Here is a 26,675-nt window from a genome sequence, read left to right as displayed (position 1 = left end):
TGACTCTTGCCGACAGGACCAAAACATGAAAATCGCAATTGCCGGGCTCGGCTTTCTGCTTGCCAATGTCATTGCCTCCTTCCGCAAGGCCTGCCCTGAACTGGAAATTGTCGGCTTGATGGACCCGCAGCCTGCTGGCCTTCCAGCCATTCAGTCGGCAGGCATGGCGGCGCCGCGACGTTTCGAAACCATCGAGGCTATGCTGACGCAGACGAAGCCGGATCTTCTTATGGTCGGTTCGCCCAATCTTTTCCATCTGGAACATATCACCGCGGGATTGCGCGCAGGCGTGCGGGTTTTCACGGAGAAACCGGTGGTGATCGACGAAAACCAGACGATGACGATGGCGCGTTTGCTTGCCGAATATGGCGATGAAAGCGTTATCGTGGGGCTCGTTCTGCGGTACTCTGACCTTTATCGGGATCTGCGCGCAGCGCAGACGCAAGGCCAAATCGGCGCCATCACGTCGATTGAGGCATCCGAGCATATCGCACCCTACCACGGAGCATTCTTCATGCGGGACTGGCGACGGCATACGCGCTATGCCGGGCCGTTTATCTTGGAGAAATGCTGCCACGATCTCGACCTCTATGGCAGCGTTGTTGGGCAGCGGGCGATGGCCGTTGCCAGCTTCGGCGGCCGAAAGTCGTTTATCGCGGAAAACAAACCGGATCAGTTCTCCGCGTTTCAACAGCGGGAATTCTATAAAAAGCCGAGCGGCTGGCTAGAGGGTGGCGCGGTGTTTGAGAGTGACGGCGATATTATCGACTATCAGACCGCGATTATCGAATATAATGGCGGGGCGACGATGACGTTTCATACCAATCTCAACGTTCCAGATCAGTTTCGCCGCTTCTGCGTGATCGGTAGCAAGGGAATGGCCGAAGGCGATTTCATCCGCAATCGCTTCGAGGTGCACTCTGCAATAACAGGCGAAAAGCTAGTCGAGCGGCGTTACGAGGGGCACGAAAGCGATCACTATGGCGCAGATGATCAGATGGCCTCGGATATCTACAGGCATCTGACCGAGGCCTCTCCCCTGCCCGTCAATATCGTCTCAGCCTTGGAAGCGGGGCTCGTCGCGATCAAGATCGATGAGGCACGCCGTGTCCGGCGCACCATCGAGCTTGCTGAAACCTGGCAGCGCTTCGATGACGCGCTTCGCACCCCTCATGTGGCTGCCTGAGGCCGCGATTATGACCATGCCAGCGTCTTTATCATCCGTTATCATCCGCAACGCCCGACCGTCCGATGAGACGGCGATCCTCGACATATGTGTGCGCACTTCGGATCGAGGCAAAGACGGATCACAATACTACTCTGACCCGAGACTTCCCGGACTCTTATGGGCGCTGCCCTATGTCCGCTTCTGCGCAGAAACTGCATTCGTGCTGACGAAGGATGACGTCGTCATGGGCTACTGTGTCGCCGCACCCGATACGATTGCCTATGAAAATTGGCTCGAGGCCGCATGGTGGCCGTCCTTGCAGGAAGAGCTCCGCGATTTCGAAACACGGACAGTAGAGGATGAGAACGTTCTTTCCTATATTCGAAGCGCAAGAAAGACCCCGGCTGAGGTCACACGGCCCTACCCCGCCCATCTGCATATCAATCTTCTGCCTGAGATCCAAAATGGCGGCCATGGGTCGTCGCTGCTGCGACATCAACTGGATTCTTTAACGAGGTCTGACGTAAGAGGCGTCCATCTAGGCGTTAATCAGTATAACGAAAAGGTCGTAGCATTTTACGCCAAATTCGGCTTTGTGGAAATTGACCGGACACCATCGATCGTGATGGCGAAGCGACTGATTGAATGAAATACTTAAAGCGCGTCGCGATCTCTAACGTCGCTCTTCAAGCTGTAGCGCCTTTTGTTTTCTTTTGTTGAAGCTCGAGGATAACCAAAACTTTTCCAGAAATGATTTTCATGACGAGCTGGCTTTTATAGTTCACTCCGTTTTGCGACAAAGTGTCTTTTGCCCTGAAGGGGTACGAACCCGCCGCACGTCATTTGTTGTCAGACTTTTTGGAGCAGTTCCATTGGCTTAGAAACACAGTGGAATGGACTCAATCGAAAATTATTGATGAATTTCGTTTAGGTATTCAGCGCGTTATTGAGGTCGTGCAAACCGACCATCAGCATCATGGGATCGGACGGAGAAGACAGGAAGCCGACGGCTTCGTAGAAGGCTCGTGCGTCATCAGAAATCGCATGGACCAGCACGCCGCGGATCCCGAGCACTTCAGCGGCATTCAGCAGGCGCAAACCCGCGTCGCGCACCAATGCCCTGCCGATACCACGCCCTTGACAGGATTGATCAATGGCGAGGCGGCCAAGCACTGCAACTGGGATTGGATCAGGCATATTGCGCCGAAAGCGACCAGGCACTTCCGGCGGTTTCACGGAGCCAGAGGCCAGGGCGTAGTACGCGATGACGCGGCTCTCGTCGCACACGACAAAGGTCCGCGACGCGCCGCCTGCTTGATTGGCCCGGGCACGGCGCCGAAGCCAGTCGTCCAGTTCAGGCACTCCAGAATTGAATTCGGCCAGTTCGTGATGATCGGCCAGGGGGACTGGTGCGCTGAGAGTCACGCCTCATCCCAGGGCGCTTTGGTCGACATCGTGCGCTTTAGACGCTCATTGGGCTGTGCAGGCGCATCGAGACGGGCAAGATATTCGGCATAAATTTCGGGGCTTACTGTGACGATTGTACGGTCGAGCAGCACCTCCTCCGCACGGCGCTCGGAAGCTTCCAACATGAAATCTGTGCGCGTTTTGCCGAGCAACTCTGCGGCGCGATCAATCAAGTTGCGAGTAGCAGGTTTGATGCGCATATTCAGCGGCACACTTGCGTCCGGGCTCTTACCCGTGTGTGAGGTCGGCATGGGAAACTCCTATCCAAGCGCATTTATATAGCGTAACGACATTATCTTTACAAGCATCGTAAAGATAATGTCGTTACATTCGCCTGCGGACGAGCGCACGACAGACGCCGGCTTGAAGCATAACCTCATGGGATGTTGTCACGTTAAGTTACCTAGGCCGAGAAAGGCGCGGCTCGAATTTTCAAGCGATGCAGGCAGCAATTTTCGATGCGTCGAACGCTTCGAGGCGGTAGCGAAGTGTTTGTGCGGCGCGGCGGCGGGCGGGAACAGAAAAGCGATGTGGGTAGCGCAGTGCATAGAAACGAACCGTTGCAATGCTCCGGGCGATCGGCGACCCTGCAGGGTTCGTTCTCGTTTCGAAACGGCATATGGCTGTTCTCGGCCCGATTATTGAAGCTCTTGTGCGACCAATTGTTAAGGCCGGCAGCCACGTCCGCATTTGCCGCACTCGTAGGAGCGCGGCTTGTCAGTGATGATCCGCTAGGGAGCAAAACCACAGCGCTTCATCAAAGACACGACTAGGCGCTTGGCCTCCCTTTTGTCACGTCGCTTCTGAAATATTTCTTCGAGAACGACGCCATCCTGATCGACTGCGCGCCCAATCCAAAACGTGGGCAACGGCGAGCCGGTTAGCGTGACAACACCTCTTGACGGGCTAAGGCCACTAGGCGCTGCAGGAGGCGTACGCCGCCGCTCGGAAGACGTTGATCGCCAGGGGATATCCTTGTGATAGGAACGCATAACCTTACTGATTGCGCAGGATTTAAGACAGGCGGAGCGCCCGGAATAGCCGTTATGTGCGTGAGGCACCTACGCCCCTGTCAACTTTCAATAGAAAGCCTGATACACCCAGACAGTCGTTGGCCGGGAGAGATCGTTTCGACGCCGCGGCCATTTCGCTCTGGTTCCGGTAAGCCAAGTGCTCCGGCGACCATGGAAACGGGTTCAAGACAAAGATAGCGGTCCATACGGTGGGCAGCGAGATTGCTAAAAACGGGATCCGCCTCGAGCAACAGTGAAAAACTGTCAAAACCGATGCGCGCATATGACCAGTCGGTGAAGTGCAAGGTGTATCCCGTCGTAGCAGGAATGGTAGCTTTCGAGCGGGGCACCGCTTGCTGGCCGGTTGGCACGTTCTGCACATCGAGGGGATATTGCAGTTTGGCATCGGTGCTGGCGTCGCAGCCCAATTCTGCCGAAAAATAGGGATGCCAGCCAAGCGAAACCGGCACAGGCCGGTTTTCCAGATTGGTTATCGACAATTCCACCGTCAAACGGTTGCTTTCAAGCATAAAAGATTGTTCAGCGCGGAAGGAAAATGGCCACTCAGCATCCGCCTTATAGTCAAGCACCAGCGTGCACTGATCGGCCGCCAGGCTGGAAATATCCCACGATCGTCGGTGAGCGGGTCCATGCATGGCATCAGGCGAAAGGGCGGGATGTGGAAGAAGGTCGTGGCGGATATCCGCGTGAACGAATGAGCTGCCATATAACCTGTTGTGGTAAGGAATGAGCGGATAGGCACCTGCCCTCGGCCAGTTCAACGGGTCAAAAGACTCCCCCGCTGTCGGCACCAGAATATCGCCGTGATCCTCGTGGTGCAGATGCGTCATCCTTCCACCCCAGGAAGGGCGGAGGCGGGCCGAAAGCTGCCTGAAGGCAATCGTAACCGTTTCAGGCAAAAGCATATGAGCCATCAGGCCGTTTCGGCACGCGTCGCTGCCAGTGAACATAGCCATCTTCCTGCATGGCCTTTTCATCCATCTCGACTCCCCAACCCGGTCGGTCCGGCCTCAGTTCCAGGTATCCATCCTTTGGCAGATAAGGGTCGACAACATAGCGCGTTTCATCCTCGCGTTTTTCGAGGTCAGTGCCACCATAAACATAGCACTGCCCCTTCGGCAGCCTGTATTCAAGAATACGGAAATTCTGCTGGGCGGCGGAGAAATGCACGTTGACGGCGGTGGCGAGCGGCCCCATCGGGTTGTGCGGCGCGATGCTGACGAAATGCGCCTCTGCCAGCGTGGCGATGCGGCGCATTTCGGAAATACCACCGACAACGCAGATGTCGGGTTGAATGATATCGGCGCCCCGGACTTGCAGAAGACGCAGGAAGTCATTGCGATTGTAAAGACTTTCACCCGTTGCCAGCGTGCAGTTCAGCCCCTGCTTTAGGTCTCCCCACATCTCGATATTTTCCGGACGCAACGGCTCTTCGAAAAATAGCGGATCATAAGGGGCAAGCGCATTGCCCAGTTGACGAGCGGCGGCAGGCTCGAAAATCTTGGCATGCGCGTCGAAGGCAATATCGTAGTCGGGCCGCACCGTTTCGCGAAGCGAGCGGAAATATTCGGCCGAACTGCGCACCACCTCACCCCAGCGATGGGCGTGAATATCGACGCGCCATGGGCTTAGCTTGAAGGCTGTGAACCCCCAGTCTTCGTTGAGACGATCGAATTCCTCCCTTGCCGCCGGTGCATCCGGTGCCGTGTAGACGCCGGCGTAAACCTTGATACGGTCACGCACTTCGCCGCCCAGAAGCTTGTACACAGGCACGCCTGCCGCCTTGGCGGCAAGGTCCCAGAGGCAATGGTCAAGCGCTGAGATTGCCGAAAGACCAAGTGCTCCGGGCGGAAAGCGGTTTTGTTGGAGGAGGAGATTGTAGAGATACTCGACCCGAGTCGGATCCTGCCCGGCAAGGAAGCCGTAGAGGTAATCCAGAACCGGGGGCAATGCGAGATCGGGGCCGTGATTGTAGCATTCGCCCCAGCCGGTCAAACCGTCATCGGTATCGAGAGCGACCATAACGCGGGGGCGGTCCTTGTCGCGGGTAACGAATACCCGCATGCGATCGATTTTCATGCTTTGGTCTTCCTCTTGAATTGCGAGAAGCAACAGCCGCGCTGTTATCTGGCAGCAGCTCCGTTCTTGATCTCGGGCGGCTCGACGTAGCGGAACCTTCTCGTGCGGTCGCGGTCGCGCGGATCCGGGCGCGGAATGGCCGACAGAAGTGCCTGCGTATAAGGGTGATCCGGCGCATTGCAGACTTTTTCGGCGTCTCCCACCTCAACAAGCTTGCCGCGATACATCACTCCGACGCGGTCGCACATGTATCTGATGACGCCGATGTCATGGCTGATGAAGATGTAAGCCAGGCCAAGTTCGTCCTGCAGCCGCATGAGCAGGTCCAGCACCTGGAAACGCACCGAAACATCGAGCGCCGATGTCGCCTCATCCGCAACGATGATACGCGGCCGGAGCGTGATGGCGCGGGCGATACCGATGCGCTGGCGCTGGCCGCCGGAAAAGGCGTGTGGATAACGCTCACGTCCGGCCGGGTCCAGACCCACCTGCTCCATCAGGGCGCAGACGCGCTCATCCAGTTCCTTGCCTTTCGCAATGCCGTTGACCAGCAGCGGCTCGCCGATGACCTGTGCCACCGTCATGCGCGGATTGAGCGAACCGAACGGATCCTGAAAAACCATGCGCAACTCACGCCGCGCCGCTTTCAGCTCCGCACCTTCGATTTTGGCAAGATCGACCACCGTGCCATCCGCCCGGCGATAGCGCATCTCGCCCCCGGTCGGATCGTAGAGGCGCATGATCGAGCGGCCCATGGTGGTCTTGCCGGAGCCGCTTTCGCCGACGATGCCGAGCGTTTCTCCCGGAAGCAGCTTGATCGACACGCCATCCAGCGCCTTCATCTCACCGAAGTGCATCGAGAGGTCGTTCACTTCCAGGATAGGCGCCGCGGCAAGATCGAGCGGCGGGCGGGCAAGCCGGATTTCCGCCTTCTGCTCCAGCTTCAGAACCGAGCCGATCAGCATGCGCGTATAGGGGTCTTGTGGATTGTGGAATATCTCATCGACAGTGCCATATTCCTTGGCGACGCCGTGATGCATGACCAGCACGTCATCGGCAATCTGCGCCACCACGCCCATGTCGTGGGTGATGAAGAGCACCGCCATGCCATGAGCCTTTTGCAGCCGCGATATCAGGTCGAGGATTTCGGCCTGCGTCGTGACGTCCAGCGCGGTTGTCGGTTCGTCGGCGATCAACAGTTGCGGTTTGCAGGCCAGCGCCATGGCGATCATGGCGCGCTGGCGCATGCCGCCGGAATATTGGAAGGCATAACGATCCAGCGCCTTTTCGGGGCTGGGAATTTCCACCTGGCGCAGCAGCTCGATGGCTTCCGCCCGTGCCTGCGCCTTGCTCATCTTCAAGTGCAGCCGCAGAACTTCGGTGATCTGATCACCGACGGTATGCACCGGCGACAGCGACGACATCGGCTCCTGAAAAATCATCGCGATATCTGCGCCGCGCACCGAGCGGATGGCCCGGCTGCGCGGATCGAGCTTTGCGAGATCCAGCGACGAGCCGTCGGCACGGTTGAGGATGATCGATCCGGAAGCGATGTAACCGGGGCTGTCGATGATCTGCAGGATCGAGCGGGCGGTGACGGATTTGCCGGAACCGCTTTCGCCCACAACGCAGAGCGTCTTGCCGGGATCGATGGAAAAAGACAGATCGTTTACCGCGCGGAAAATGCCGTTTCGCACGGGAAATTCGGTGACCAGATTGCGGACGTCAAGCAGCGGTCGGTCTGGCTTCATGGAGAGAATATCGCTCATCCGGGGCCTCACTTGTTATAGGGGTCGGCTGCGTCACGCAGACCGTCACCGAGCAGATTGAGCGCCATGACGGCAACGACAACAGCCACGCCGGGCAGGAACAGCCACGGCGCGGTTGCGATCGAGCGTATATTCTGCGCCTCGCGAAGCAGCACGCCCCAGGAAATGGTCGGCGGCTGGAGGCCAAGACCGAGGAAGGACAGCGAGGTTTCCGCAAGGATCATCGCCGGAACCGCAAGCGTGACCGAGGCGATGATGTGGCTCGAAAAACTCGGCAGCATATGGCGGAAAATGATGCGCCCTTCCGGCACGCCATCCAGCCGGGCCGCCGCCACGAATTCTTCCGTCCTCAGTGACAGGAACCTGCCGCGCACGACGCGGGCAAGCTGCGCCCAGCCGGTCAAGGACAGGATGATGGTGATCATCATATATTGCAGCGTTGCCGGCCAACCCTGCGGCAGGGCAGCGGCAAGCGCCAGCCAGATGGGAATGGTCGGCAGCGACAAAACGAAGTCGATGACGCGCTGCATGACAAAATCGATGCGGCCGCCGTAATAACCGGAGATACCGCCCAGAACGACACCGAGAAGCAGCGAGAAAAACACGCCGACGAGACCGATGGACAGCGAAATCTGCGAGCCCTGTATTACCCGGCTAAACACATCACGGCCAAGGCGATCCGCGCCGAAAAGGAAGAGCGGTCGGGTCTTGTCGGTCGAGGCCAGCAGATGGATATCCGTGGTGAACAGGCCGAGCACCGAATATTCGTAGCCGCGACCGAATAGCTGGATCGGGATTTTCTTGGCCGTATCTTCGACGAACACCGCCGCCAGCGTTTCAGGATCACGCGTCAGCTTCAGCGGATAATAGTGCAGACCAAGCGAGAGGCCGTCCGTCGTATCGATGAAATGCACACGTTGCGGCGGATGGAAGGTGGCGCGCGCATTCTGCAGAACCGGATCGTTGATGGCGAAGAAACCTGGCAAAAGCGCGACGATATACATTGCGATGGTGACGAACAGGGCGGCCATGGCCAGCCTGTGGCGCTTGAACGCCCACCAGATCAGTTGCCATTGCGAGGCGACGGCAGCGCGGTCCGGCCGGGTATTGGTGGTGATGGCGATATCGCTCATGGCGCCCTCCTATTCGAGACGGATGCGCGGATCGACCAGCGCAAGCAGGATGTCGCTGATGAGCGATCCGATCAACGTCAATCCGCAGATCAAAAGCACAAAGGCGCCGGCGAGATACATGTCCTGCGCCATCAGCGACTGCAAAAGCAGCGGCGCGGCCGTCGGCAGATTGAGCACGATAGCAACCACAACCGAGCCTGAAATGAGATTGGGCAACAGCCATGCAATCGTGGAAATGAATGGGTTGAGCGCAATTCTCAAAGGATATTTCGTCAGCAGCCGGAACTCGGACAATCCCTTTGCGCGCGCGGTTGTCACGTAGGGTTTGGGTAATTCGTCCAGCATGTTTGCGCGCATGACGCGGATGAGGCTTGCCGTGGAGGACACCGCGAGGATCGCAACTGGTAGCCAGATGTGGGCCATCAGATCCATCATCTTGGCGATGCTCCACGAGGCAGTCTCGTACTCCGCCGAAAACAGCCCTCCGACATCGGCCCCAAATTCCACCGCCGCGACATACATCAGCACCAGCGCCAGTAGGAATGACGGTATGGACAGGCCGAAAAAGGAGAAGGCGGTAAAAAGATAATCGCCGATTGAATATTTGCGCACGGCGGAGAAGACGCCGATCGGAAGTGCTATGGCCCAGGTTGCGAGAAGGCTTGCTATGGCCAGAACCAGCGTCAGCGCCATGCGCTCCCAGATGAGGCCGGAAACGGGCTGCTGCCATTCGAACGAGATGCCAAAATCGCCGCGACTGATGATGCCCCATATCCATTTGAGATATTGCACGATCATCGGGTCATCGAGCCCGAAGCGCTCTCGCAGTTGCGCCGCCGTATTGTGGTCTATGACTTCGTTGGACGCAGCAAGCGTGGCGATGTAAGTCGTCACGTAGTCACCGGGTGGCAGCTGGATCAGTACAAAGGCAAGAAAACTGACGGCGAACAGGGACGGTATCATCCACAGCAGGCGTTTTACGATAAATAGCAGCATAACGTTCTCGCAATCACGTTTTACCACACGCGCCGCCATCCACTACGAGACGGCTTTCGGGTGGTCGAAACAACCTGAGAGGCGCCGCCGCGTTGATGAAGCGGCGCCCATGTGGCGGTGTCAGCTTGTGAAGGTGAACTGTTGCGGCAACGCCGGGCCGGGGTTGGGCCATGACCAGCTGTCGGGTTCTTTCTCCGGCACGTTGCGAAGGTTGTTGCGGATGATACCGAAACCACCAACGGCAAGGCAAAGACCGATCGTCTCGAACTCGTCGGCCGCGATATCGAAGATTTCCTTCATCTTCTCGCCGCGCTTGACAAGGTCGGCCGTCGAACGCGCTTCATCGAACAGTTTGAAGCGCTTCTTCTGGCTTTCCGGCGGCTCTTCCCCCTTCTGCCCGTTGGATGTGTACCAAAGCGCCCACGGAATGGCGTAGCGCGACCCCTGCGGGTGGAACGCGAAGAAGTCACGCGGGTCGAGCATCGGATCGAGACCGCCCGGACCCGGCCAGACCGCCGCATCATGGGCGTTATCATCGCCGCGTGTGTAGTACAGCGCGCGTTCGATGGTGTTGACCTTGATATCGACGCCGATTTGCGCCCACTGCGCCTTCACCAGTTCCAGCGCATCGACCAGATCGGGATAGAGTGTCGGGATCACATCGATCGAAAAGAAAATCGGCTGGCCGTCGGGCCGGAGCCGCATGCCGTTGCCGTTCTTCTTGTCGTAGCCGGCCTTGTCGAGAAGATCGTTCGCCTTGGCGACATCGTATTCGGTGTTCTGACGCGCCAGCTTTTCGTGATACCAGGGATGTGTCGGGCGCGGCCCGGCCTGATAGCCCTCGCTCTGGCCGAAATAGACGATGTCGATGATTTCCTGGCGGTTGAGCGCGATAGACAGCGCCTGACGGAACGACTTGTCGCCGAACATCTTGCGCATCTCAGGGTCTTTGTGGGTGATGTTGAGGTAGATCTGGCACTGCTGCGAAGCCGATGGCACCAGCGTCAACAGACGGTAATCGCCCTTTTTCATGTTCTGCGACAGCGTCGGCTTGTTGGCGAGAACGCTGATATGGCGTTCCTGAATGTCGATCTTGCCGGAGATGACGTTCAGCATCAACGATTCGACATCCTGCGAAATGCCGAAATTGACTTCGTTGATATAGGGAAGCTGGTTGCCTTCCGTATCGACCTGCCAGAAGTAAGGATTGCGTGTCATGACCACACGGGTCGCGCCGCCGGAATAGGGTTCCTTGACCACCCACGGGTCGAGCGTCGGCTTGTCGACATTCGACCAGCGCGACGGAATTTCGATGTCGCCGCACTTGGCGCGGAACAGTTCCGTCCAGCTGGACACGCCAGCCGCCTTGACGTCGGCATCGAGCGCCGTGTTGTATTTAGGCAGGAACTTGCTGCAATAATGCTTGGCAAACAGCGTCGGATGCTGGCCGAGCGGCGTGGCGAGGTTTTCCAGATAGAGCGCGTTTGGCGCTGCGAATTTGAACCTGACCGTGAAATCATCAACTTTCTCGACATCGACCGCCTTACCGGCGACGGAGAGTTGCGCCGGGGTAGCGCTGTAAAGCTCCTTGTTCTTGATGCAGTCCTCGATGGCGAACACCACGTCATCTGCGGTAAAGGGATGTCCATCAGACCATTTCGCGCCCTGCAACAGATGGAAGGTGAACTGCGAGGCGTCGTCATTGACCTCCCATTTCTCGGCAAGGTTGGGCAGAACTTCGGTGAAGTCCATGTTCCAGCGCACCAGCCCCTGGTTGCCGACCATGCGCAGGATGCCGTTATGGTCCGACGAACCGCGCAGGCCGCGGCGCAATGTGCCGCCATAGGTGCCGATCTTTTCATGCGGCGTTACCACCATCGGATTTTTTGGCAGACGTTCCGCCAACGGCGGCAGTTTGCCGTCTTTTACCAGGGCTGCCAGTTCCGGCGCTTCCTTGCCGGCAGCAGCCAGGGCCGAGCTCCCGATGACGGACACGGCGGCGACGCCGCCAAGCCCAGCCATAAAGGTTCGGCGCGTCAAGCCCAGTGAAAATTTATCGCCATCGCGCATCGACTATCCTCCCAAAAAATCACCGGCAGCGAGACAGCTTTCACCGAACCGCAACAGCCTCCCGGCCAGCCAGCACACCGATCCTCCACCGGCAGGGCAGACCATATGGGCGTTTTCAGATGATTACAAGTATTGACAGATTTTTACATATTTTTTATTCGTAGGCCGGTTTTCACGATCAGGTTTGAGGAAAGAACCGGCACGACAGTAACCACGTTCATGAAATTCCCGGTATTTCTGTTGCGATTGAAATGCAGGAAACCCATTAACTTCAGCGATTTGCAACGGAAGGGCTGCTGATGGACAATCAAACCGCATCCGCCGCCGCTCGAGGCGAGACTCGCTTGAGCGACATCATCTACGAAAAGATCATCGGAATGATTTCTGATGGGCGGTTTCCCGTGAACGAGCGGTTGCCGTCGGAGCAAAATCTGGCTTATCTGTTCGGGGCTTCCCGGCCTGTGGTGCGCGAAGCGCTGGAGCGGCTGCGCAACGACGGGCTTATCGTTTCGCAGAAAGGTTCCGGCTCCTATGTGCGCCAGCAGCCGGATTCATCCGTGTTGCAGCAGGTTCCTGTCGGCTCGCTTGCCGATGTGCAGCGTTTCTTCGAGTTCCGGTCCGGCCTTGAGTCTGCAGCCGCCGAACTTGCAGCACGCAGTTGGCAGGCTGCCGACAAAGCCCGCATCGAACAGGCCATTACCGCGCTGGAACAGTGTCTTGCGCGCAACGATCTTGGTGCGGAGGAGGACTTTGCCCTGCACGAAGCCATTGCTAAAGCGAGCCATAACCAGTTCCACATCACCGTGCGGATATGGTTCAAGCCGCATTTCGCGATCGGCCAGTCGGTGACACGCAGCCTCAGCCTCAAGCGTACGCCGCAACATGTGCGCGAGGTACAGAACGAACATACGGCAATCGTGGAAGCGATTTTTGCGCGCCAGGAACAGGCCGCGCATGACGCAATGAAAGATCACATCCTAAAGGCCCGTGCCCGCATGTTTCAGGGCGTCGGCAGCTAGAACCGTTTTTTCAACATTTCAAAAGGCGAGCCATACAGGGCAAGGGAAAATAATCAGTGATCCAGCCACGCATCATAGAGCCGAAACTCCGCTCTCTCATCGACACGCCGTTGAAGGTCGGCGAATCACCGGCATGGGATGAGCGTACCGGGAATCTGTGGTTCGTCGACATTCTCGCCCCCGCCATTTTCTGCCTGCATCCGGGCGGCAAACTCGACAGATACGAAACGCCCGCCCAGGTGGGTTGCCTCGGTCTTTGCGACAATGGCCTTGTTGTGGCGGGCCTCAAGACGGGCGTGCACCTTCTAGACCCCGCAAACGGCGCGCTCGAACTGCTGTGCGATCCGGACGAAGGACGAGCAGACAGCCGTCTCAACGACGGCAAGGTCGGCCCCGATGGCCATTTCTGGGTGGGAACCCGCGACGAGGCTGCCGTGCCGACAGGAAATGCCCGCCTCTATCGTATCGCGCCGGATGGCGGCGTCGAGCTTGTCATCAATGGCGATATGTTCACATCGAACGGGCTTGCCTGGAATCTGGACGGAACGCGCATGTATCATTCCGATAGCAGCGGTCTGATGTATCAGGCGTTCGATTTCGATGTCGCGACGGGCAGGCTCGGTCCAGCCGAGCGCCTGCACGATTTCGCACCCGACGAAGGCAGGCCTGATGGCGCGGCGACCGATTGCGAAGGCTGTTACTGGAGCGCCGGCGTTCAGGCCGGGCGTCTCAACCGCTTTTCGCCGGAGGGCGAACTGTTTGAGATATACAGGTTGCCGTTCAAAGGGCCGACCATGCCATGTTTCGGCGGCCCGGACCTCAAAACGATCTATCTGACGAGTCTTGTGACCGAGACGAACGGAACAACCACCCCAGGTACGCTTGTTGCGTTTGATGTGCCTGTCGCGGGCGTAGCCGTTCACAAATTTTCTATCTGAAGATGCCCTTCGATTTTTAAGGAAACCAGTTGATGACGACATTCGATTTCCGCCAGGCTCTGCACGGTATTTCCGGCGTACCCGTAACGGCTTACGAGACAGACGGGGAAGTCGATATAGCTGTCACCATCGAAGCCTATGCCCGTGTAGCAAAGGCGGGCATCCACAATATCGTTGCTGCGGGCAATACCGGCGAGTTTTACGCGTTGACGCCCGCTGAAATTTTCAAGGTCTACGAAGCTGCGATCGAAGGGGTGAACGGGCAAGCCCCCGTTACTGCAGCGATTGGACGCTCGCAGCGGGAGGCCCTGTCCATGGCGCGTCGGGCCAGGGAGATGGGCGCGTCTGCGGTCATGTCCCACCAACCGGTTGACCCGTTCGCAGCGCCGCAATCACAGATCGACTATTTTATCGGCCTGGCTGAAGGCAGCGAATTGCCTCTCGTAGCCTATGTCCGCGCCGACGGGTTCTCGGTCAATGACATGGTCAGACTATCGAGCCATCCGAATGTCGCAGGCATAAAGTTCGCGACGACGGATATTATGCTTCTGTCGCGTGCGATCGCCGCTTCCGATCCTGACGGCTCACTTTACGTGTGTGGACTGGCAGAAAGCTGGGCTCCCGCCTTCTGCGCCTTCGGAGCCCGCGGTTTCACATCCGGTCTCGTCAATGTCGCACCGCAATTTTCCCTGCAAGTTCACGATGCACTGACGGCCGGCGATTTCTCGACCGCACGTAAGATCGTTGAAAAGATCGAGTTGTTCGAACGGCTGCGGACACGATACCGGAACGGCGCCAATGTGACTGTGGTGAAGGAAGCGATGCAGATACAGGGGCTTGCGGTTGGCCCAGTTCGAGCACCAGGACTCGCCCGTCTGGACGACGAGGATCGTGCTACACTTGAAGTCCTGCTTGCCAGCTGGCAATGACAGAAGCCTCATTCCCAACTGTGGAAATACGCTACGATGCCGATGATGGCACCCAACCCATCTATGGAATTATGCGCCTAACCGGCTCGGGTTCGATGAACAAACAATGCCTTGCGTCACGCCATTTCCTAATACATCTCGCTGCGAGAGGCGCGCATTATCTCTGAGTCACCTTTCAAAGTGCTTCAGAATATATGACCTTACGATACCCGGATGAACATTGTGGTTATCTGGACCAGGGATTGATCACTTTCACCCCGGCAGCCTCGAAAGGGCTTGTATCGCGAGTTGAGATCGTGAGGCCATTTGCTGCCGCTGTGGCTGCAATGTAGCCATCGGCCGTGCCGATCGCTTTCCCAGACGCTCGAGCGCGTGCCATCAGTTCAGAGTAGAACTGAGAAGTAGTCAGATCGAAGGACAGGATGCGGCCGGAAAAGTGTGGCAGCACCTCGCCCTCGAGACGGTCGCGGAGGATAGTTTGCCGTCTGCCTGAAGGCATAGCAGCAATTCCGAAGCGAAGTTCCGCAATCGTTATTGCGGAGATGAACAGCGTTTCGACAGCTTGGGCGTCCAACCAGGCAATCACCGCCTCGTCCGGAACCGGTTTCCAAGGTTCGGATATGACGTTGGTGTCAAGCAAGATCATTCGAAGGTCATCGGCTTAGCAGGTGTCTTGTCGCGACTTTTCTGAAGAGCTTCAACGTCGCTGTTGGAAAGCTCGGCGTCGCGACCAATGGCCGCTAGCAAGGAACCGAGCTGAATACGTTCCGGAGGACGAACGGCCGCTTCAATAATGGCACGAATCTCGGCCTCCGTGCTCCGGCCATGATGAGCCGCTCGCACCCTCAGAGCGCGATGTGTTTCTTCAGAAAGGTTACGAATGGTGACTGCCGGCATTGATATCATCCTTGGAAAAATGATCTCTTTGATATCAAAGTACCAAAAATGATGCTAAAATTCAAGAGTACTGAGTTTCAGCAGGATTTGACCCGTTGGGGGTGCGGACGAAAACTTGGACCACCAAGGAGGTAGTTCATGTATTCCTACGCAGACAGACTTCGAGCCGTTGAGCTTTACATCAGGCTTGGCAAGCGACTTAACTGGACCATTCGCCAGCTGGGTTTATCCCACAAAGAATGCGCTGAGGGGCTGGTACCGCGAGTACTTACAGCATCGCGACCAGCGACCTTGCCCGTCCAGGCGCGGCTTGCTGAGGCGACGCTCGTGAAATCCAGTGAAGGTGACAGCGAGACGAGCGGCATAGCGTTCGACTTCGCCGCATAGCCGTTTGGATAAACCCCGAGCACGGATTGGCGCACGGCCCCCCATTCGGAATTATTGAGGACCAGTACGAAAAGTGGAATATCCGCGGCTTCCGCAATTTGGTGGCAAGCGACTGGGTTGGAAAACATGCCAAGTGCGGCGGGAAAGCACCAGTTCCGGTCGAGGCGCAGGACCATGTTTGCGGGCGCCTCCGATACGAAAAAGGCGCTCAATCCGTGAGGGGAGCAACCTTCTTTTTGTATCCCGGGGACAATACCCAACGCCGCTGCAATTTCAGCGGTGATGCTCAGATATTTTTGAGGGAGAGCAATTTGAAGTCGCGATCTGGACTACTCCCTGTTAGATCTTCCCGTCCATCTGAATATCAGGCGAGGCAACATGAGCACAGACCCCGAAACCCGCAGGGCCATCGCGCAGCGTGCTATTGCTCGCGCGGCAGCGCGTGATATGCCGATCGACAAGGATCCTGTCTTCGTTGCTTTGCTGGAGCAATGGTCCCGCGGAGATATCGACATGAAAGCCATGCGAGAAAGGTACCTTGACATGATCGCTCTTCAAGCTGCCGAGCGGCGGGACCTGCGCTAAAGACGCCTCGGTATAAATCCCTCAAAATGGTCGAACGAAGAATAAAAAAATGGGCCTGCGGAAACCGCGGCCCATGAAGTGTGGAGATCTAAAACCTCCAGAGGGGAACAGCTGCTGCGACGGAACTGGGAGGTGACCGTCATCTGCATCAGCTGGAGGCGTTATGCCTGATTTTTGACCATCAGGAAAACATTTATTGTGCAACGCAGCCATGCAGCCGCCGCGAGGGTCTCGTCGTTCAGATCTGCCACCGGTCGAGCTTTGATTGGCCGCGGATTCGGCATCGTGCATGTGGCGACGGAACCGTATATTGGTCGTCCTCGTAGGCGGCTCGGAGCCGTTTGAGCCGGGCAGTATTGGCCGCCAGCTTGGCCTTGCGCATGAGGCGCCCATTGCCTGAAGCGATGGCCTTCTCCATTGCGAACTGGTTGGCGGTCCCTTCCGATATCCATTGCAGCTTGTCACGGGCGGCCTCGGTATCGACGCGTCGCTCGGCGGCATTGGCTCTCTGGCCCCTGCGGCCTATTGTAGTAATGAGCTCGCCCACGTCGGAACAGGCTTTAAGGAGGCCAGAATGATCAGGCTGTGTAAGATCCTCGACAAGCTGAGCTGAGAACGAAAGCCGCCGCCTACATCTTTTGCCGGCGCTGCCTTTTCCCGGCAGTGTCGCCTTTGGCAGGGTCTGGCAAGTAAGATGTACAAGTCAATCGAAAGACTGAATCTGCGATATTCTGTCGTAGATAATCGCTTGAGGAATATCGGCTACCAGCCGTCGTGCCGTTGCCACCAGTTGTTCCACCTCGAAAATGACCGGCCGACCGGCAGCCGTCACGAAGCCCCACTGGAACGGGATATGAAAAGACAGCGGTATGACGCGAACACCCTCTACAGGCAAACCCCAGAGAGTGATCGACTCGACGATTGCGACACCGAGACCCATGCGCGCCAGCGACAGGGAAACGTAGGTCGCATTGCTATCGATGACGGAAGAAGGGTCGACACCGAGACTGGAAAGCACATCATTAATCCGCATACGTAGGCGGAAGGGGTTTGCCGAAGCGATAAGCCGGTTTCCGGCAAGGTCTGCGGCGGAGATGACCGCCTTCCGAGCGAGCGGATGATCTTCCGCGAGCACGGCCACGCACGGCACCTCCCCCAGCCAGTGAATATCGACGCCGGGATTGTCTAGCGGAAGGCTGACGGCGCCGAGATCCGCGGTGCCCGCCATCACCGCCTGCACGACATTTTCCGAAGAAATGCTCTGGAGATGGACATGATCGGGAAACCGGTCCGCCGGCAGGGCCGCGAGCGCCCTTGGCAGGAGGCTTGCGGCAATCGCCGGAATGGAGGCGACCTCGATGGCCGTGCGCCGTGCGGCGTGAATGCGCCTCGCACTTTCGCTAATCGTCCTGAGGCCGCCGAGGAACAGCTCCGCTTGGGCGAAAAAGGCCACTCCTTTTTCTGTGGGGGTGATACGGGGACCATTGCGATGCAGCAGCGCAAAACCGATTTCGCCCTCCAGATCCTGAATGAGGCGTGTCACGACGGGTTGAGACTTGCCCAAGGCCTTCGCCGCACCGGTGATGCTGCCGATTGAAACCACCGCCACGAAAGCCTCTAGCTGCCGCGTATCAAGATAGTCAGACGCCATTTTTCACTCCGCCCAGAACCTGTGTTTTTGCCTCGTCGTACCCAAGCGCTATACCGGTCCGCGATCGTCATGGCCAGCTGGCAGCCAAAGCGCCTCGCGCCCGTCGAAGGGGTCGGCAGTAAATTCAAAACCGGTCGGGCCTGCGCGCAGAACCACTGGTTTGTCAGCATGATAGAGCGGCCACGCACCGTTTGGGGCGCGGGGACGTTCGTCCTTTATGAATGAGGCCCACAGATCATGTATCGCTCTTGCGAAGTCCGGATCCGCCACCCGCTGGCGCTCGGGCAATTCGCGGTCATTCGAACCATCACGATACCAGACGGAACCGACTTCGGCGCCGTGTGGCGCACCCAGCTCATCGGCCTCCAGCGGACCGTAGAGATATTTATAGACCGGATTGAAACGGGCATGCAGCCTCGCGAAACGTATGGCTGGGAGCTGAAAGACGAGATCGCCAGCAATCGCCCGCCAAATGCCGCGCGGGCTGTGGTTGGGCAGAGCCATGCGATAGCGCTTAACAATATCGGAGCCGGCGAGGCCACGCGGCAGAACGCGCTCATGCAGCAGCCCGGCGCAAAGTGCGAAGTCCATCTTAGGCTGCACGATTGCGTGGGTCACATGTTCGCCAGTTGTGCAGCCGATCATCATTGGCACGGCGTCGGTGCGGCCTTCGCGCGCGGCAGTTTCCGGATGTTTCGGCAGACTTGCCCCTTCGATGACCGGAACGAAGGGAACGCCAAGCATCGAGGCGTCCCCGTCACGGGCGAAATCATGCTCCTCATAGGACTGGTTACAAAGATCACGCTGGATTTCAAGCAACCGGTTCATCGGCAGGGCTGCGAGCGAAGCCTCATCGGCATTTGCGGCCGCCAGAAACCGTCGGGTCAGCCTTTCGGCATCGTCCATCGAGGCGACACCGGTGCTTGCACCGCTCTGCGGCATGGCCCGGTGGAAGAGTCCCTGCGCGTCCGGCATGGCCATGAGCGCCGCAACCGCAAAGCCACCGGCCGAACGCCCGGCCAGCGTCACCTGGTCCGGGTCGCCACCGAAGGCGGCGATATTATCGCGCACCCATTCGAGTGCGGCGACAAGATCGAGCAGACCGCGATTGTCGGGCCTGCCTTCAAGATGGAGGAAACCGAGCGCGCCCAGGCGATAATTGACCGTGATCTCAACGATGCCGCTCGCCGCGAACGCACCGCTCTGCAGCACCGGTTCATTGGCCGAACCGACCGCGTAGCCGCCACCATGGATCCAGAACAGCACGGGCGCTCGCCCTGCCGTATCAGGCGTGCGGATGTTGACGGTCAGAAAATCCTCGCCAAAGGCAAGTTTAGAGGTCGCGGCGGCACCGACCGGACCATAGGTTGGAATTTGCGGGCAGACGGGACCAAGCTGGGTGGCATCGCGCACGCCCTGCCACGGTGAGACCGGCTGCGGCGCGTCGAAACGCCGTTCCGGCTTTACCGGCGCGGCGTAGGGCACACCGAGAAAGGCGTGAACTCCGTTTTCCCTGATACCTTGCAACGTACCGGCTGCCACTTTCACGGTGGTCATGTCACAACACCCGACGCAGTCCGATCAGCCGCTCGACCGCCACGACCACACCGACCGAGATAAAGATGAGGATAACGGATAGTGCGGCGATCTGCGGATCGGTGGAATATTCCAGATAATGATAGATTTCCGTCGGCAGCGTCGAGGATTTGACCGAGACGATAAAGAGCGAGATGGTCGCCTCATCGAACGAAATCAGGAAGGCGATGACCGCACCGGCTATGAGACCTGGCCGGACCAGCGGCAGGGTGATGCGCCACAATACCATGGCGGGCGATGCACCGTGCACGCGCGCAGCCTCCTCTACACGGCGATCCACCGCCATAAGGCTCATGGTGATGGTGCGCACCGTATAGGGCGTGGTGATGCCGAGATGTGCCAGAAAAATGCCGGTATAACTGTCGAGCAAGCCAAGCGGCCCGAGTACCAGCATCACACCGACAGCAAGCACGATATGCGGCACAAGGAAAGGCGCAAGGATCAGGAAATTGACCGCGCCCTTGCCGCGGAATTCGTGCCGCGACAGCGCCAGCGACAGAAGCAAGCCAGCGAAGATCGATACAAAACCGACGAGCAGGCCGATGCCGAGGCTTCGCCAGAAGGCAGATATGAACTTGGCATTGGCGAAAACCTTTGCATAGGAGCCGAACGACAGGCTCTCCGGCGGAAATGCCAGATATTGCCGCGTATCGAAAGAAATGATCAGGACAACGATGATCGGCGCAAGAAGGAACAGGTAAAGCAATGTCAGCAGAAGCGCATGGGCGAGACGTCCGAATTTTGCGTCCATGGCTGGCCTCACGTCTCTAGCGCGCGCATTGCGCGCTGGTAAATCACGATCACGCTGCCGAAGAGGATGAGCAGCAGCACCGAAAGTGAGGCGGCCAGCGGCCAGTTCAGCGTCACCGTCGCCTCGTTGTAGACCTCCGTGCCGATGACGAAGACGCGGCCACCGCCCATCAGGCGCGGTGTAACGAAGGAGGAAATCGCCAGGACGAAGACAAGAAGTGTTGCGGTGAGAACTCCGGGCAGCGAAAGCGGCAGCACGATGCGCGTGAACACGCGCAGGCGGTTCGCGCCGAGCATGGCGGCGGCTTCCTCCAGCTGCGTGTTCAAACGGCCAAAGCCGCTCAGCATCGCAAGGATCGCATAGGGCATCAGGATTTCGACCAGCGCGACGGTGGCGCCAAAATAATTATTGGTCAGCCGTATGACACCATCAGTCAGCCCGGACGATTGCAGCGCCGTGTTGATGACGCCCCGGTCCCCCAGAATGACCATCCAGCCATAGGTACGCACCACCGAGGAGGTGAGAAGCGGCGCAACAGCAAGCGCTGTCAGCACCCCGCGCCAGCGGCTTTGGGTGCGGGCAAGGAACAGCGCGATGGGATAGGAGAGAATAACCGCCAGAACCGCGACATTCACGCCGAGATAAAGCGTGTTCCAGGCGATCTTCCAGTAAAACGGGTCGAACAGCACGATTCTGTAGGATTCGAGCGTCCAGTCACCACCGCGAAGGGCCGCCATGGCCGACGATGCGAAGGATGCCCGTACTAGCCAGATGAGTGGCAGCAGGAAGGTCGTCAGCAGCGCAATCAAGCCTGGCAGCAGTAGAAGAAGCAGAATGCCGCGGTGCGATGCTTCGCCACCGGAAGAATGGCCCGCGACCGCCATCAGGCCGCCTCCCCGATCAACGTCACATCCTCAGGAGCAACGGAGAGCATCACACGCTCACCCTTGGCTGGCAGCGCGGCGGCGTGGGTGGGCAGATCGGCCTGCAGGCGATGGTCGCCCGCGCGCACGCCAAGCGTCAGCATCTGCCCGCGATAGGTAACGTGTTCGACAATGCCGGAGAAAGCATTGACGCCATCACCGAGAAGAAATCTATGCGGGCGAACCAGAAACCGCGCCTTCTGGCCGACCGGGACAGCACCCGAGAAATGCAGGAAGCCGAGACCTAGGATCTCAGCGCGACCAGGTGCAACCACGGTGCCCGTAAGGAACGAGCCGGCTCCGATGAAGGAAGCGACAAAATCGGTTTTCGGCCGGTCGAAAATCTCGCGTGGCGTGCCGATCTGCTCCAGCCGGCCTTCAGACATGACGGCGAGCCGGTCGGCCATCGAAAGGGCTTCGTCCTGATCGTGGGTGACGAAAATACTTGTAACGCCGGTCCGGTTCTGGATATCGCGAATTTCATCGCGCATCTCGTCGCGCAACTTGGCATCGAGATTGGAGAGCGGTTCGTCGAACAGCAGCAACGCCGGTTCGATGACGAGCGAGCGGGCGATTGCCGCTCGCTGTTGCTGGCCACCTGAAAGCTGCGAGATGCGTCTTTCGCCGAAACCGGAAAGCTTGACCAGATCGAGTGCCTTTACCACCCGCTCCTTGCGCTTCGACTTTGCAATGCCGCGCATCTCCAGCCCGAAGGCAATGTTTTCCGAAACATTCATATGCGGGAACAGGGCATAGGCTTGAAAGACCATGCCCATATTGCGCTTATGGACAGGAGTTGCAGAGATATCCCGGCCGTCCAGACGGATTTCGCCTGAGGTTACCGGGATAAGGCCAGCAATCATGCGCAGGATCGTCGTCTTGCCGCAGCCTGAGGGCCCTAGCAACGCCAGCATTTCCCCGCGTGGCAGGGAAAAGCTGACATGATCCACGGAGGGCTTGAGGGCGCCCGGATAGGTCTTCACGAGATTGTCGATCTCGACATGATGATCGGCCATGGCGTCCTCTGCTTCCTGTCTCAATTAGCCGCGATGACCTCGCGGTTGATCCGCTGTATCCATGCCGAATATTTGTCCGCCACGAAGCTCCAGTCTAGCGATGACTGTGCCGCCTGGGCTTCCTTGCTGCCATAGATGCGGGCAGCGACCGGCTCGCTCAGCGACACCTTGCTGTTGACCGGACCGTAGAAGCTCTTTTCGGCGAATGTCGCTTGCGCCTCGGCGCTCAGAGCATAATTGACGAAAAGCTCGGCCGCCTCCTTATTGGAGGAGCCTTCAACGATACCGATCGTGTTCGTCTGGCCGATGGAGCCTTCCTTCGGCAGAGCGATCCCGATCTTGCCGCCCTGTGTGTCATGCAGATATTGCGCGCGGCCGTTCCAGCAGACGGAAAGATCGACTTCGCCGCTCTGCACTACCGCATAGCAATCCGGCGCAGGCTCGAAGGTCGAGACGCTCGGCGCAATCTCCTTCAGGAAATCGATGCCCGGATCGATGGAGGTCTTGTAATCGCCGCCCTTCAGCTTGGTGAGGATGGGCAGGAGAATGACGCCGCGCGTATCGGAAAGCTTGGCGGCGATCTTTCCTTTGTATTTCGGATCGGCGAGATCGGCCCAGCTCGTCGGCGGTTCCTTCACCGCACCGGTGTTGTAGAGGATGGCGAGATTGTCCTGCGAGAAGGCGACGGCGCGGTCGCCATCGATGCGCGCCCATTCCGGCTGTTCGGCAAGGTTCGGTACCTTGGCGGCGTCGAGCTTGCTGAACAGCTCTTCCTTGTTCGCCTTGATCGCAACCGAAACGTCGATCAGGGCGACATCCATCTTCGGCTCGGCGCGCTGAAGCGTGAGAAGCGCCAGCGTTTCGGCCGAATTCTTGCTCTGCTGATAATTCACCTCGATGCCGGGATGTTTGGCCTTGAAGGCGTCTATGATGAATTTCTGGTAGTTATCCGCAAAGACGCCGGAGAAACCGACAATGTTGACGGTGCCCTTGGTCGCATCCTGTGCGAAGACGGTGCCAGAAAGCGATGCGATCCCGGCAGCAACGATGCCGACGACGAGAGCGGCCTTGCGGCGCTGATGAGCATTTTTCATTTCAGTTGCCTCCGATTGTTTTCGATATTCTCATTTTGCGGGCCGCCAAGCGGCATCCAGTACGCGCAGCCAGTTCTGGCCGAGAAGTTTGAGAATGAGCGTTTCGCTCCAGCCGCGCGCCAGCATGCGCGCGGTAATATTGGGCACCTCGCCGATGCGCTCGATGCCCTTCGGCTTGGATATCTTGACGGTTGCGAATTCCGTCAGCGTGCGGGCCGTGCCCTTGTCACGGTTTGCCCAGAGCTGCCAGGGGCCGGGACGCGGCCGCTCCTGCGAAAAATCCGTGCCGATGCCGACATGGTCCTCGCCGACTAGATCGATGACATAGGCCATGGCATCGAGATAATCCTCGACCGTGGCGTCGTTTCCAGCGGCGAGACCCGGCGCAAAAAGGCTGATGCCGATGATGCCGCCCTTCTCCGCGCAGGCCCTGAACAGTTCATCCGGCTTGTTGCGCTTCACATCGCGCAGCGCCCGCGGCAGCACATGCGAGATGCAGACCGGCGCTTTCGAGCGGGCGATGACATCCGCCGTCGTTTTGTCACCGACATGGCTCAGGTCACAGAGCACGCCGACGCGGTTCATCTCCGCCAGCACCTCGCGGCCAAAACCGGTCAGGCCGCTATCGTTTTCCTCGAGATATCCGGCGCCAGAATAGTTCTGGGTATTGTAGGTCAGCTGCATGATGCCGACGCCGAGATCCTTGAAGATTTCGACATAATCCAGCTTGTCCTCGAGTGGCGAGGTGTTCTGCCAGCCGATGATGATGCCGGTCCTTTTCTCGGCCTTGGCCGCATGAATATCGGCGACCGTACGCACCGGGCGAATAAGGTCTTCGTTTTCCCGCAGTAAGCGATTCCAATCGCTTACATAACCGATGCCCTCGCGAAAGTTCTCCCAGATCACGCTAGATACGTTGACGGCAGTGAGGCCGCCGGCGCGCATATCCTCGAATATCGACCTGCTCCACTGACAGGTTTGCAGACCGTCGATGACGATGGCCTGATTGTGAAGTTTTGCGGCATCGGTCATGCGGATGTCCTCACTTCGGATTTTGCAATTTGCTGCTTTAGAGCACCGAGCGCGCGGCTGACGAATTCCAGGCGGTCCTGACCCCAGAAAAGCTCGCCGTTCACCACATAGGTCGGCGTGCCGAAAATCCCGAGACGTTCAGCCTCTGCAAGATTTCCCTGCCATTCCGCCACGATCTCTTCCGGCTGCGGGCCGCGCACGAGGGCTGCACCTTCCGAGCCGAGCACGGCATGTGCGATGGTACGCAGTGTGTCGAGATCGGCAATGTCGCGCTCCTCACTCCACAAGGCGCGCTGGATGGCAAAGGACAGGCTGATCGCATCGAGCCCGGCCTTCTGCGCGGCGATGACGAGCTGTGCGGCATGTTCGATGGTGGCGCAGGGATAAAACTTCGGCGTCAGGTTGAGCGCCATATCGAGATAACGCCGCCATCGGTCCAGTTCCAGAGCATGATAGGTCTGCCTGGCATCCGGGCGGCTGCGCAGCGGAATGCCGCCATTTGCCTCGATGATGCGGATGGGCCGCAGCACGATTTCGGCGCCATGTGTGCGGGCGACGTCCACGGCGCGTGGCGCACCGAAATAGGCCCACGGCGAGGAAATGCCGTAAAATACATCCAGTTTCAGTGCCGGTTCAGCCATTGGCATGCTCCTTGATCCTGACCTGCGCGTCCGCATCGCGCCATTCCTCGCCGGTGATTTCAGCGGCGTCGTGGTTCATAAAGGTCTCGAAATGGCGCGCGCGGTCCTCAACGAAGAGAGACCGGGCAATGCCCTGCGCCAGACGCTCCGCCCCCTGGCTGACGGCCGGAATGCCGCTAGTGATTTTACCGTGAGAGGGAACAGCTGGATAAGCGAAGCAATATATGCGGGAAATCGCCTCCGCCACCGCGGCCGGAAGACCTAGTTTCGGCAGAAACTCGAAGGCGGACCCGAGATAGGGATAGGACTGCAGCGCATCATTCTCCTGCCCTGCGGGAGGCTGATAGGCGTGACGCCAGAGCAGGACACGGTCGCTCAACTCCACAAATTCCGGCCGTTGGGCGAAATCGACATCAAAGCCAGTGGCGAAAATGATGAGGTCGGCCGGATAGCGCCCCTTCGGAGTCTCTATTTCCACCGCCTCGCCCACTTCTGTGATGCTGATAACGGGACTGCCAAGATGGAAGAGCGCATTGCGATGGCGCGAGACCCTCAGGATGCTGTGGCGCGGCGGCGGAATCTGCGTCCGCTCCGCCTCGACCATGAAGGCCCAGCGGTCAGCATCGGGCAGGCCGATATAACCGTGGGACATGCCGAGGCTTGCGATGCCGCCGAATTTCTCAACACGCGGAATATCCGGCCTGCGAATGAAAAGGTCGACGCGGTCAGCCCCCGCCTCAAGTGCAGCGGCCGCATTGTCCATTGCCGAAGCTCCGGCTCCGACCACGGCGACCCGCTTGCCCTGTAACGCGCTCACGTCGAATATATCGCCGCTGTGGCGCACGAAGCGGGCAGGAACCGTTTTCGCTACATCTGGCAGTCGCGGCGCACCGAGGCCATCAAGCCCTGTCGCCAGGATCACCCGGCGCGCCAGAACTCTGGTCGCACCTTCCGGCCCCTGCAACTCGAGATCAAGCAGGCCATCCTCGCGCAGAATGAGACCGGAAAGTTCGGTATCGTTGCTCACGGGCAGCGCCAGCACATTGCGATACCAGACCATGTAGGCCATCCACTCTTGACGCGGTATGAGCACCATCTCCTCATAGGCGCGCGCGCCGTACTGCGCCTCGAACCATGCGCGGAATGTCAGCGAGGGTACGCCGAGCGCGGGACCAGCGAGTTCCTTGCGAGTGCGCAATGTCTCCATACGCGCACTCGTTACCCAGGGACCCTCGAAGCCGCTCGAAGCCTTATCGAAGGCCCTGATATTATCGATCCCGATAAATGAGAGGGCGGCAAGCGCGGTGAGCCCACAAAGCCCGGCACCTATAACTGCAACATCCAGCACTCCGCCACCGTCGATCTCCATCCGCGGCACCCATGGCTTCGCCGGTCGCTCTAGCAGGGCGAGCTCGTGCGCAAGCCGCGCCTCCAGCGCCGGCAAGCCGCCCGCATTGACAGACAGTGCATCGGTTTTTCGATCTTCCATCATGTTATTTC

At 58.6% G+C, this 26,675-nt stretch carries 26 protein-coding genes and 2 pseudogenes; 6 read left to right on the top strand and 22 right to left on the bottom strand.

The genetic code is table 11. From position 1 onward, the window contains the following. Positions 1–25: 25 nt before the first annotated feature. Together G6L97_RS25140 and G6L97_RS25135 are read left to right on the top strand one after the other, a co-directional pair. On the top strand, positions 26–1,186 hold the full coding sequence (locus G6L97_RS25140) for a Gfo/Idh/MocA family protein (protein WP_174004096.1): 1,161 nt from the start codon (positions 26–28) through the stop codon (positions 1,184–1,186). After that, a complete protein-coding gene (locus tag G6L97_RS25135; protein ID WP_081308998.1) occupies positions 1,152–1,817 on the top strand; it encodes a GNAT family N-acetyltransferase in 666 nt (221 codons plus the stop codon). The genes G6L97_RS25140 and G6L97_RS25135 overlap by 35 nt, the downstream gene beginning before the upstream one ends. Before the next feature lie 278 nt (positions 1,818–2,095). Here the strand turns inward: G6L97_RS25135 and G6L97_RS25130 are convergent, their stop codons facing one another. The 9 genes and pseudogenes from G6L97_RS25130 to G6L97_RS25090 form a co-directional block, all read right to left on the bottom strand. Then, positions 2,096–2,593 carry a GNAT family N-acetyltransferase gene (locus G6L97_RS25130; RefSeq protein WP_019565755.1) on the bottom strand — a complete coding sequence of 166 codons (498 nt, stop codon included), beginning with the start codon at positions 2,591–2,593 and terminating at the stop codon, positions 2,096–2,098. Beyond that, the gene (locus G6L97_RS25125) at positions 2,590–2,886 is read right to left on the bottom strand and encodes a type II toxin-antitoxin system TacA family antitoxin (protein WP_019565754.1); all 297 of its coding nucleotides are present in this window, start codon (positions 2,884–2,886) and stop codon (positions 2,590–2,592) included. Before G6L97_RS25125 ends, G6L97_RS25130 begins: the two co-directional genes overlap by 4 nt. A gap of 181 nt (positions 2,887–3,067) precedes the next feature. Next, a pseudogene (locus G6L97_RS25120) lies at positions 3,068–3,495 on the bottom strand (DDE-type integrase/transposase/recombinase); the annotation flags it as partial. Positions 3,496–3,707: 212 nt separating this feature from the next. Then, the gene (locus G6L97_RS25115) at positions 3,708–4,574 is read right to left on the bottom strand and encodes an aldose 1-epimerase (RefSeq protein WP_174004095.1); all 867 of its coding nucleotides are present in this window, start codon (positions 4,572–4,574) and stop codon (positions 3,708–3,710) included. Further along, on the bottom strand, positions 4,561–5,748 hold the full coding sequence (locus G6L97_RS25110; protein WP_174004093.1) for a galactarate dehydratase: 1,188 nt from the start codon (positions 5,746–5,748) through the stop codon (positions 4,561–4,563). Before G6L97_RS25110 ends, G6L97_RS25115 begins: the two co-directional genes overlap by 14 nt. A gap of 44 nt (positions 5,749–5,792) precedes the next feature. After that, a complete protein-coding gene (locus G6L97_RS25105; protein WP_162633664.1) occupies positions 5,793–7,517 on the bottom strand; it encodes an ABC transporter ATP-binding protein in 1,725 nt (574 codons plus the stop codon). 8 nt (positions 7,518–7,525) lie between these two features. Beyond that, a complete protein-coding gene (locus tag G6L97_RS25100; RefSeq protein ID WP_025591532.1) occupies positions 7,526–8,650 on the bottom strand; it encodes an ABC transporter permease in 1,125 nt (374 codons plus the stop codon). Positions 8,651–8,659: 9 nt separating this feature from the next. After that, positions 8,660–9,646: an ABC transporter permease gene (locus G6L97_RS25095; RefSeq protein ID WP_003517191.1), complete on the bottom strand. Its 987-nt coding sequence runs from the start codon at positions 9,644–9,646 to the stop codon at positions 8,660–8,662. A 120-nt stretch (positions 9,647–9,766) separates the two neighbouring features. Next, entirely contained in the window at positions 9,767–11,716 is a 1,950-nt protein-coding gene (locus G6L97_RS25090; RefSeq protein WP_111790853.1) for an ABC transporter substrate-binding protein, read from the bottom strand. Between the two features lie 299 nt (positions 11,717–12,015). On the opposite strand from G6L97_RS25090, the gene G6L97_RS25085 reads away from it, so the two are divergent. The 3 genes from G6L97_RS25085 to G6L97_RS25075 are packed head-to-tail and all read left to right on the top strand — an operon-like array spanning position 12,016 to position 14,602. Further along, positions 12,016–12,735 carry a FadR/GntR family transcriptional regulator gene (locus G6L97_RS25085; RefSeq protein WP_174004091.1) on the top strand — a complete coding sequence of 240 codons (720 nt, stop codon included), beginning with the start codon at positions 12,016–12,018 and terminating at the stop codon, positions 12,733–12,735. Positions 12,736–12,791: 56 nt separating this feature from the next. After that, complete coding sequence (locus G6L97_RS25080; RefSeq protein ID WP_111801762.1) at positions 12,792–13,673, top strand: SMP-30/gluconolactonase/LRE family protein; 882 nt, start codon at positions 12,792–12,794, stop codon at positions 13,671–13,673. Positions 13,674–13,705: 32 nt separating this feature from the next. Continuing rightward, on the top strand, positions 13,706–14,602 hold the full coding sequence (locus tag G6L97_RS25075) for a dihydrodipicolinate synthase family protein (protein ID WP_174004089.1): 897 nt from the start codon (positions 13,706–13,708) through the stop codon (positions 14,600–14,602). Between the two features lie 226 nt (positions 14,603–14,828). Here the strand turns inward: G6L97_RS25075 and G6L97_RS25070 are convergent, their stop codons facing one another. The 3 genes and pseudogenes from G6L97_RS25070 to G6L97_RS25060 all read right to left on the bottom strand — a co-directional run. Continuing rightward, entirely contained in the window at positions 14,829–15,248 is a 420-nt protein-coding gene (locus G6L97_RS25070; RefSeq protein WP_003517201.1) for a type II toxin-antitoxin system VapC family toxin, read from the bottom strand. After that, the gene (locus G6L97_RS25065) at positions 15,245–15,499 is read right to left on the bottom strand and encodes a FitA-like ribbon-helix-helix domain-containing protein (protein WP_003517203.1); all 255 of its coding nucleotides are present in this window, start codon (positions 15,497–15,499) and stop codon (positions 15,245–15,247) included. Before G6L97_RS25065 ends, G6L97_RS25070 begins: the two co-directional genes overlap by 4 nt. A 287-nt stretch (positions 15,500–15,786) precedes the next feature. Next, positions 15,787–16,038 (bottom strand): annotated as a pseudogene (locus G6L97_RS25060) (thiamine pyrophosphate-requiring protein); the annotation flags it as partial. Between the two features lie 226 nt (positions 16,039–16,264). Here G6L97_RS25060 and G6L97_RS25055 point away from each other — a divergent pair. After that, positions 16,265–16,471, top strand: coding sequence for a hypothetical protein (locus G6L97_RS25055; protein ID WP_025591519.1), 207 nt, complete (start codon positions 16,265–16,267; stop codon positions 16,469–16,471). Positions 16,472–16,709: 238 nt separating this feature from the next. Here the strand turns inward: G6L97_RS25055 and G6L97_RS25050 are convergent, their stop codons facing one another. The 10 genes from G6L97_RS25050 to G6L97_RS25005 form a co-directional block, all read right to left on the bottom strand. Continuing rightward, positions 16,710–17,018 carry a hypothetical protein gene (locus G6L97_RS25050; protein ID WP_112497505.1) on the bottom strand — a complete coding sequence of 103 codons (309 nt, stop codon included), beginning with the start codon at positions 17,016–17,018 and terminating at the stop codon, positions 16,710–16,712. A 156-nt stretch (positions 17,019–17,174) separates the two neighbouring features. Continuing rightward, positions 17,175–18,122, bottom strand: coding sequence for a LysR family transcriptional regulator (locus G6L97_RS25045; protein ID WP_080802808.1), 948 nt, complete (start codon positions 18,120–18,122; stop codon positions 17,175–17,177). Between the two features lie 48 nt (positions 18,123–18,170). Next, positions 18,171–19,679: a carboxylesterase/lipase family protein gene (locus tag G6L97_RS25040; RefSeq protein WP_174004087.1), complete on the bottom strand. Its 1,509-nt coding sequence runs from the start codon at positions 19,677–19,679 to the stop codon at positions 18,171–18,173. A gap of 1 nt (position 19,680) precedes the next feature. After that, a complete protein-coding gene (locus G6L97_RS25035; RefSeq protein WP_025591510.1) occupies positions 19,681–20,469 on the bottom strand; it encodes an ABC transporter permease in 789 nt (262 codons plus the stop codon). 8 nt (positions 20,470–20,477) lie between these two features. Beyond that, positions 20,478–21,353, bottom strand: a complete 876-nt coding sequence (locus G6L97_RS25030) for an ABC transporter permease (RefSeq protein ID WP_025591508.1) — start codon at positions 21,351–21,353, stop codon at positions 20,478–20,480. Then, positions 21,353–22,408 carry an ABC transporter ATP-binding protein gene (locus tag G6L97_RS25025; RefSeq protein WP_111783734.1) on the bottom strand — a complete coding sequence of 352 codons (1,056 nt, stop codon included), beginning with the start codon at positions 22,406–22,408 and terminating at the stop codon, positions 21,353–21,355. The genes G6L97_RS25030 and G6L97_RS25025 overlap by 1 nt, the downstream gene beginning before the upstream one ends. Positions 22,409–22,428: 20 nt before the next feature. Continuing rightward, the gene (locus tag G6L97_RS25020; protein ID WP_174004085.1) at positions 22,429–23,502 is read right to left on the bottom strand and encodes an ABC transporter substrate-binding protein; all 1,074 of its coding nucleotides are present in this window, start codon (positions 23,500–23,502) and stop codon (positions 22,429–22,431) included. A gap of 30 nt (positions 23,503–23,532) precedes the next feature. Further along, the gene (locus tag G6L97_RS25015; protein WP_174004083.1) at positions 23,533–24,534 is read right to left on the bottom strand and encodes a dipeptidase; all 1,002 of its coding nucleotides are present in this window, start codon (positions 24,532–24,534) and stop codon (positions 23,533–23,535) included. After that, a complete protein-coding gene (locus G6L97_RS25010; RefSeq protein WP_111783732.1) occupies positions 24,531–25,175 on the bottom strand; it encodes a 2-hydroxychromene-2-carboxylate isomerase in 645 nt (214 codons plus the stop codon). Before G6L97_RS25010 ends, G6L97_RS25015 begins: the two co-directional genes overlap by 4 nt. After that, positions 25,168–26,667, bottom strand: a complete 1,500-nt coding sequence (locus G6L97_RS25005; RefSeq protein ID WP_174004081.1) for an NAD(P)-binding domain-containing protein — start codon at positions 26,665–26,667, stop codon at positions 25,168–25,170. The genes G6L97_RS25010 and G6L97_RS25005 overlap by 8 nt, the downstream gene beginning before the upstream one ends. Between the last annotated feature and the right edge of the window lie 8 nt (positions 26,668–26,675).

The sequence above is a fragment of the Agrobacterium tumefaciens genome (assembly GCF_013318015.2).
GTDB classification, from domain to species: Bacteria; Pseudomonadota; Alphaproteobacteria; order Rhizobiales; family Rhizobiaceae; genus Agrobacterium; species Agrobacterium tumefaciens.
This window is presented reverse-complemented; position numbering and strand designations above follow the sequence as displayed.

Excerpts from the sequence above, each read along its gene's own strand:
- G6L97_RS25140 (WP_174004096.1), top strand. The coding sequence starts at position 26 with ATGAAAATCGCAATTGCCGGGCTCGGCTTTCTGCTTGCCAATGTCATT.
- G6L97_RS25135 (WP_081308998.1), top strand. The coding sequence starts at position 1,152 with ATGACGCGCTTCGCACCCCTCATGTGGCTGCCTGAGGCCGCGATTATG.
- G6L97_RS25125 (WP_019565754.1), bottom strand. The coding sequence starts at position 2,886 with ATGCCGACCTCACACACGGGTAAGAGCCCGGACGCAAGTGTGCCGCTG.
- G6L97_RS25115 (WP_174004095.1), bottom strand. The coding sequence starts at position 4,574 with ATGCTTTTGCCTGAAACGGTTACGATTGCCTTCAGGCAGCTTTCGGCC.
- G6L97_RS25110 (WP_174004093.1), bottom strand. The coding sequence starts at position 5,748 with ATGAAAATCGATCGCATGCGGGTATTCGTTACCCGCGACAAGGACCGC.
- G6L97_RS25105 (WP_162633664.1), bottom strand. The coding sequence starts at position 7,517 with ATGAGCGATATTCTCTCCATGAAGCCAGACCGACCGCTGCTTGACGTC.
- G6L97_RS25100 (WP_025591532.1), bottom strand. The coding sequence starts at position 8,650 with ATGAGCGATATCGCCATCACCACCAATACCCGGCCGGACCGCGCTGCC.
- G6L97_RS25095 (WP_003517191.1), bottom strand. The coding sequence starts at position 9,646 with ATGCTGCTATTTATCGTAAAACGCCTGCTGTGGATGATACCGTCCCTG.
- G6L97_RS25090 (WP_111790853.1), bottom strand. The coding sequence starts at position 11,716 with ATGCGCGATGGCGATAAATTTTCACTGGGCTTGACGCGCCGAACCTTT.
- G6L97_RS25085 (WP_174004091.1), top strand. The coding sequence starts at position 12,016 with ATGGACAATCAAACCGCATCCGCCGCCGCTCGAGGCGAGACTCGCTTG.
- G6L97_RS25075 (WP_174004089.1), top strand. The coding sequence starts at position 13,706 with ATGACGACATTCGATTTCCGCCAGGCTCTGCACGGTATTTCCGGCGTA.
- G6L97_RS25070 (WP_003517201.1), bottom strand. The coding sequence starts at position 15,248 with ATGATCTTGCTTGACACCAACGTCATATCCGAACCTTGGAAACCGGTT.
- G6L97_RS25065 (WP_003517203.1), bottom strand. The coding sequence starts at position 15,499 with ATGCCGGCAGTCACCATTCGTAACCTTTCTGAAGAAACACATCGCGCT.
- G6L97_RS25055 (WP_025591519.1), top strand. The coding sequence starts at position 16,265 with ATGAGCACAGACCCCGAAACCCGCAGGGCCATCGCGCAGCGTGCTATT.
- G6L97_RS25045 (WP_080802808.1), bottom strand. The coding sequence starts at position 18,122 with ATGGCGTCTGACTATCTTGATACGCGGCAGCTAGAGGCTTTCGTGGCG.
- G6L97_RS25040 (WP_174004087.1), bottom strand. The coding sequence starts at position 19,679 with ATGACCACCGTGAAAGTGGCAGCCGGTACGTTGCAAGGTATCAGGGAA.
- G6L97_RS25035 (WP_025591510.1), bottom strand. The coding sequence starts at position 20,469 with ATGGACGCAAAATTCGGACGTCTCGCCCATGCGCTTCTGCTGACATTG.
- G6L97_RS25030 (WP_025591508.1), bottom strand. The coding sequence starts at position 21,353 with ATGGCGGTCGCGGGCCATTCTTCCGGTGGCGAAGCATCGCACCGCGGC.
- G6L97_RS25025 (WP_111783734.1), bottom strand. The coding sequence starts at position 22,408 with ATGGCCGATCATCATGTCGAGATCGACAATCTCGTGAAGACCTATCCG.
- G6L97_RS25020 (WP_174004085.1), bottom strand. The coding sequence starts at position 23,502 with ATGAAAAATGCTCATCAGCGCCGCAAGGCCGCTCTCGTCGTCGGCATC.
- G6L97_RS25015 (WP_174004083.1), bottom strand. The coding sequence starts at position 24,534 with ATGACCGATGCCGCAAAACTTCACAATCAGGCCATCGTCATCGACGGT.
- G6L97_RS25010 (WP_111783732.1), bottom strand. The coding sequence starts at position 25,175 with ATGGCTGAACCGGCACTGAAACTGGATGTATTTTACGGCATTTCCTCG.
- G6L97_RS25005 (WP_174004081.1), bottom strand. The coding sequence starts at position 26,667 with ATGATGGAAGATCGAAAAACCGATGCACTGTCTGTCAATGCGGGCGGC.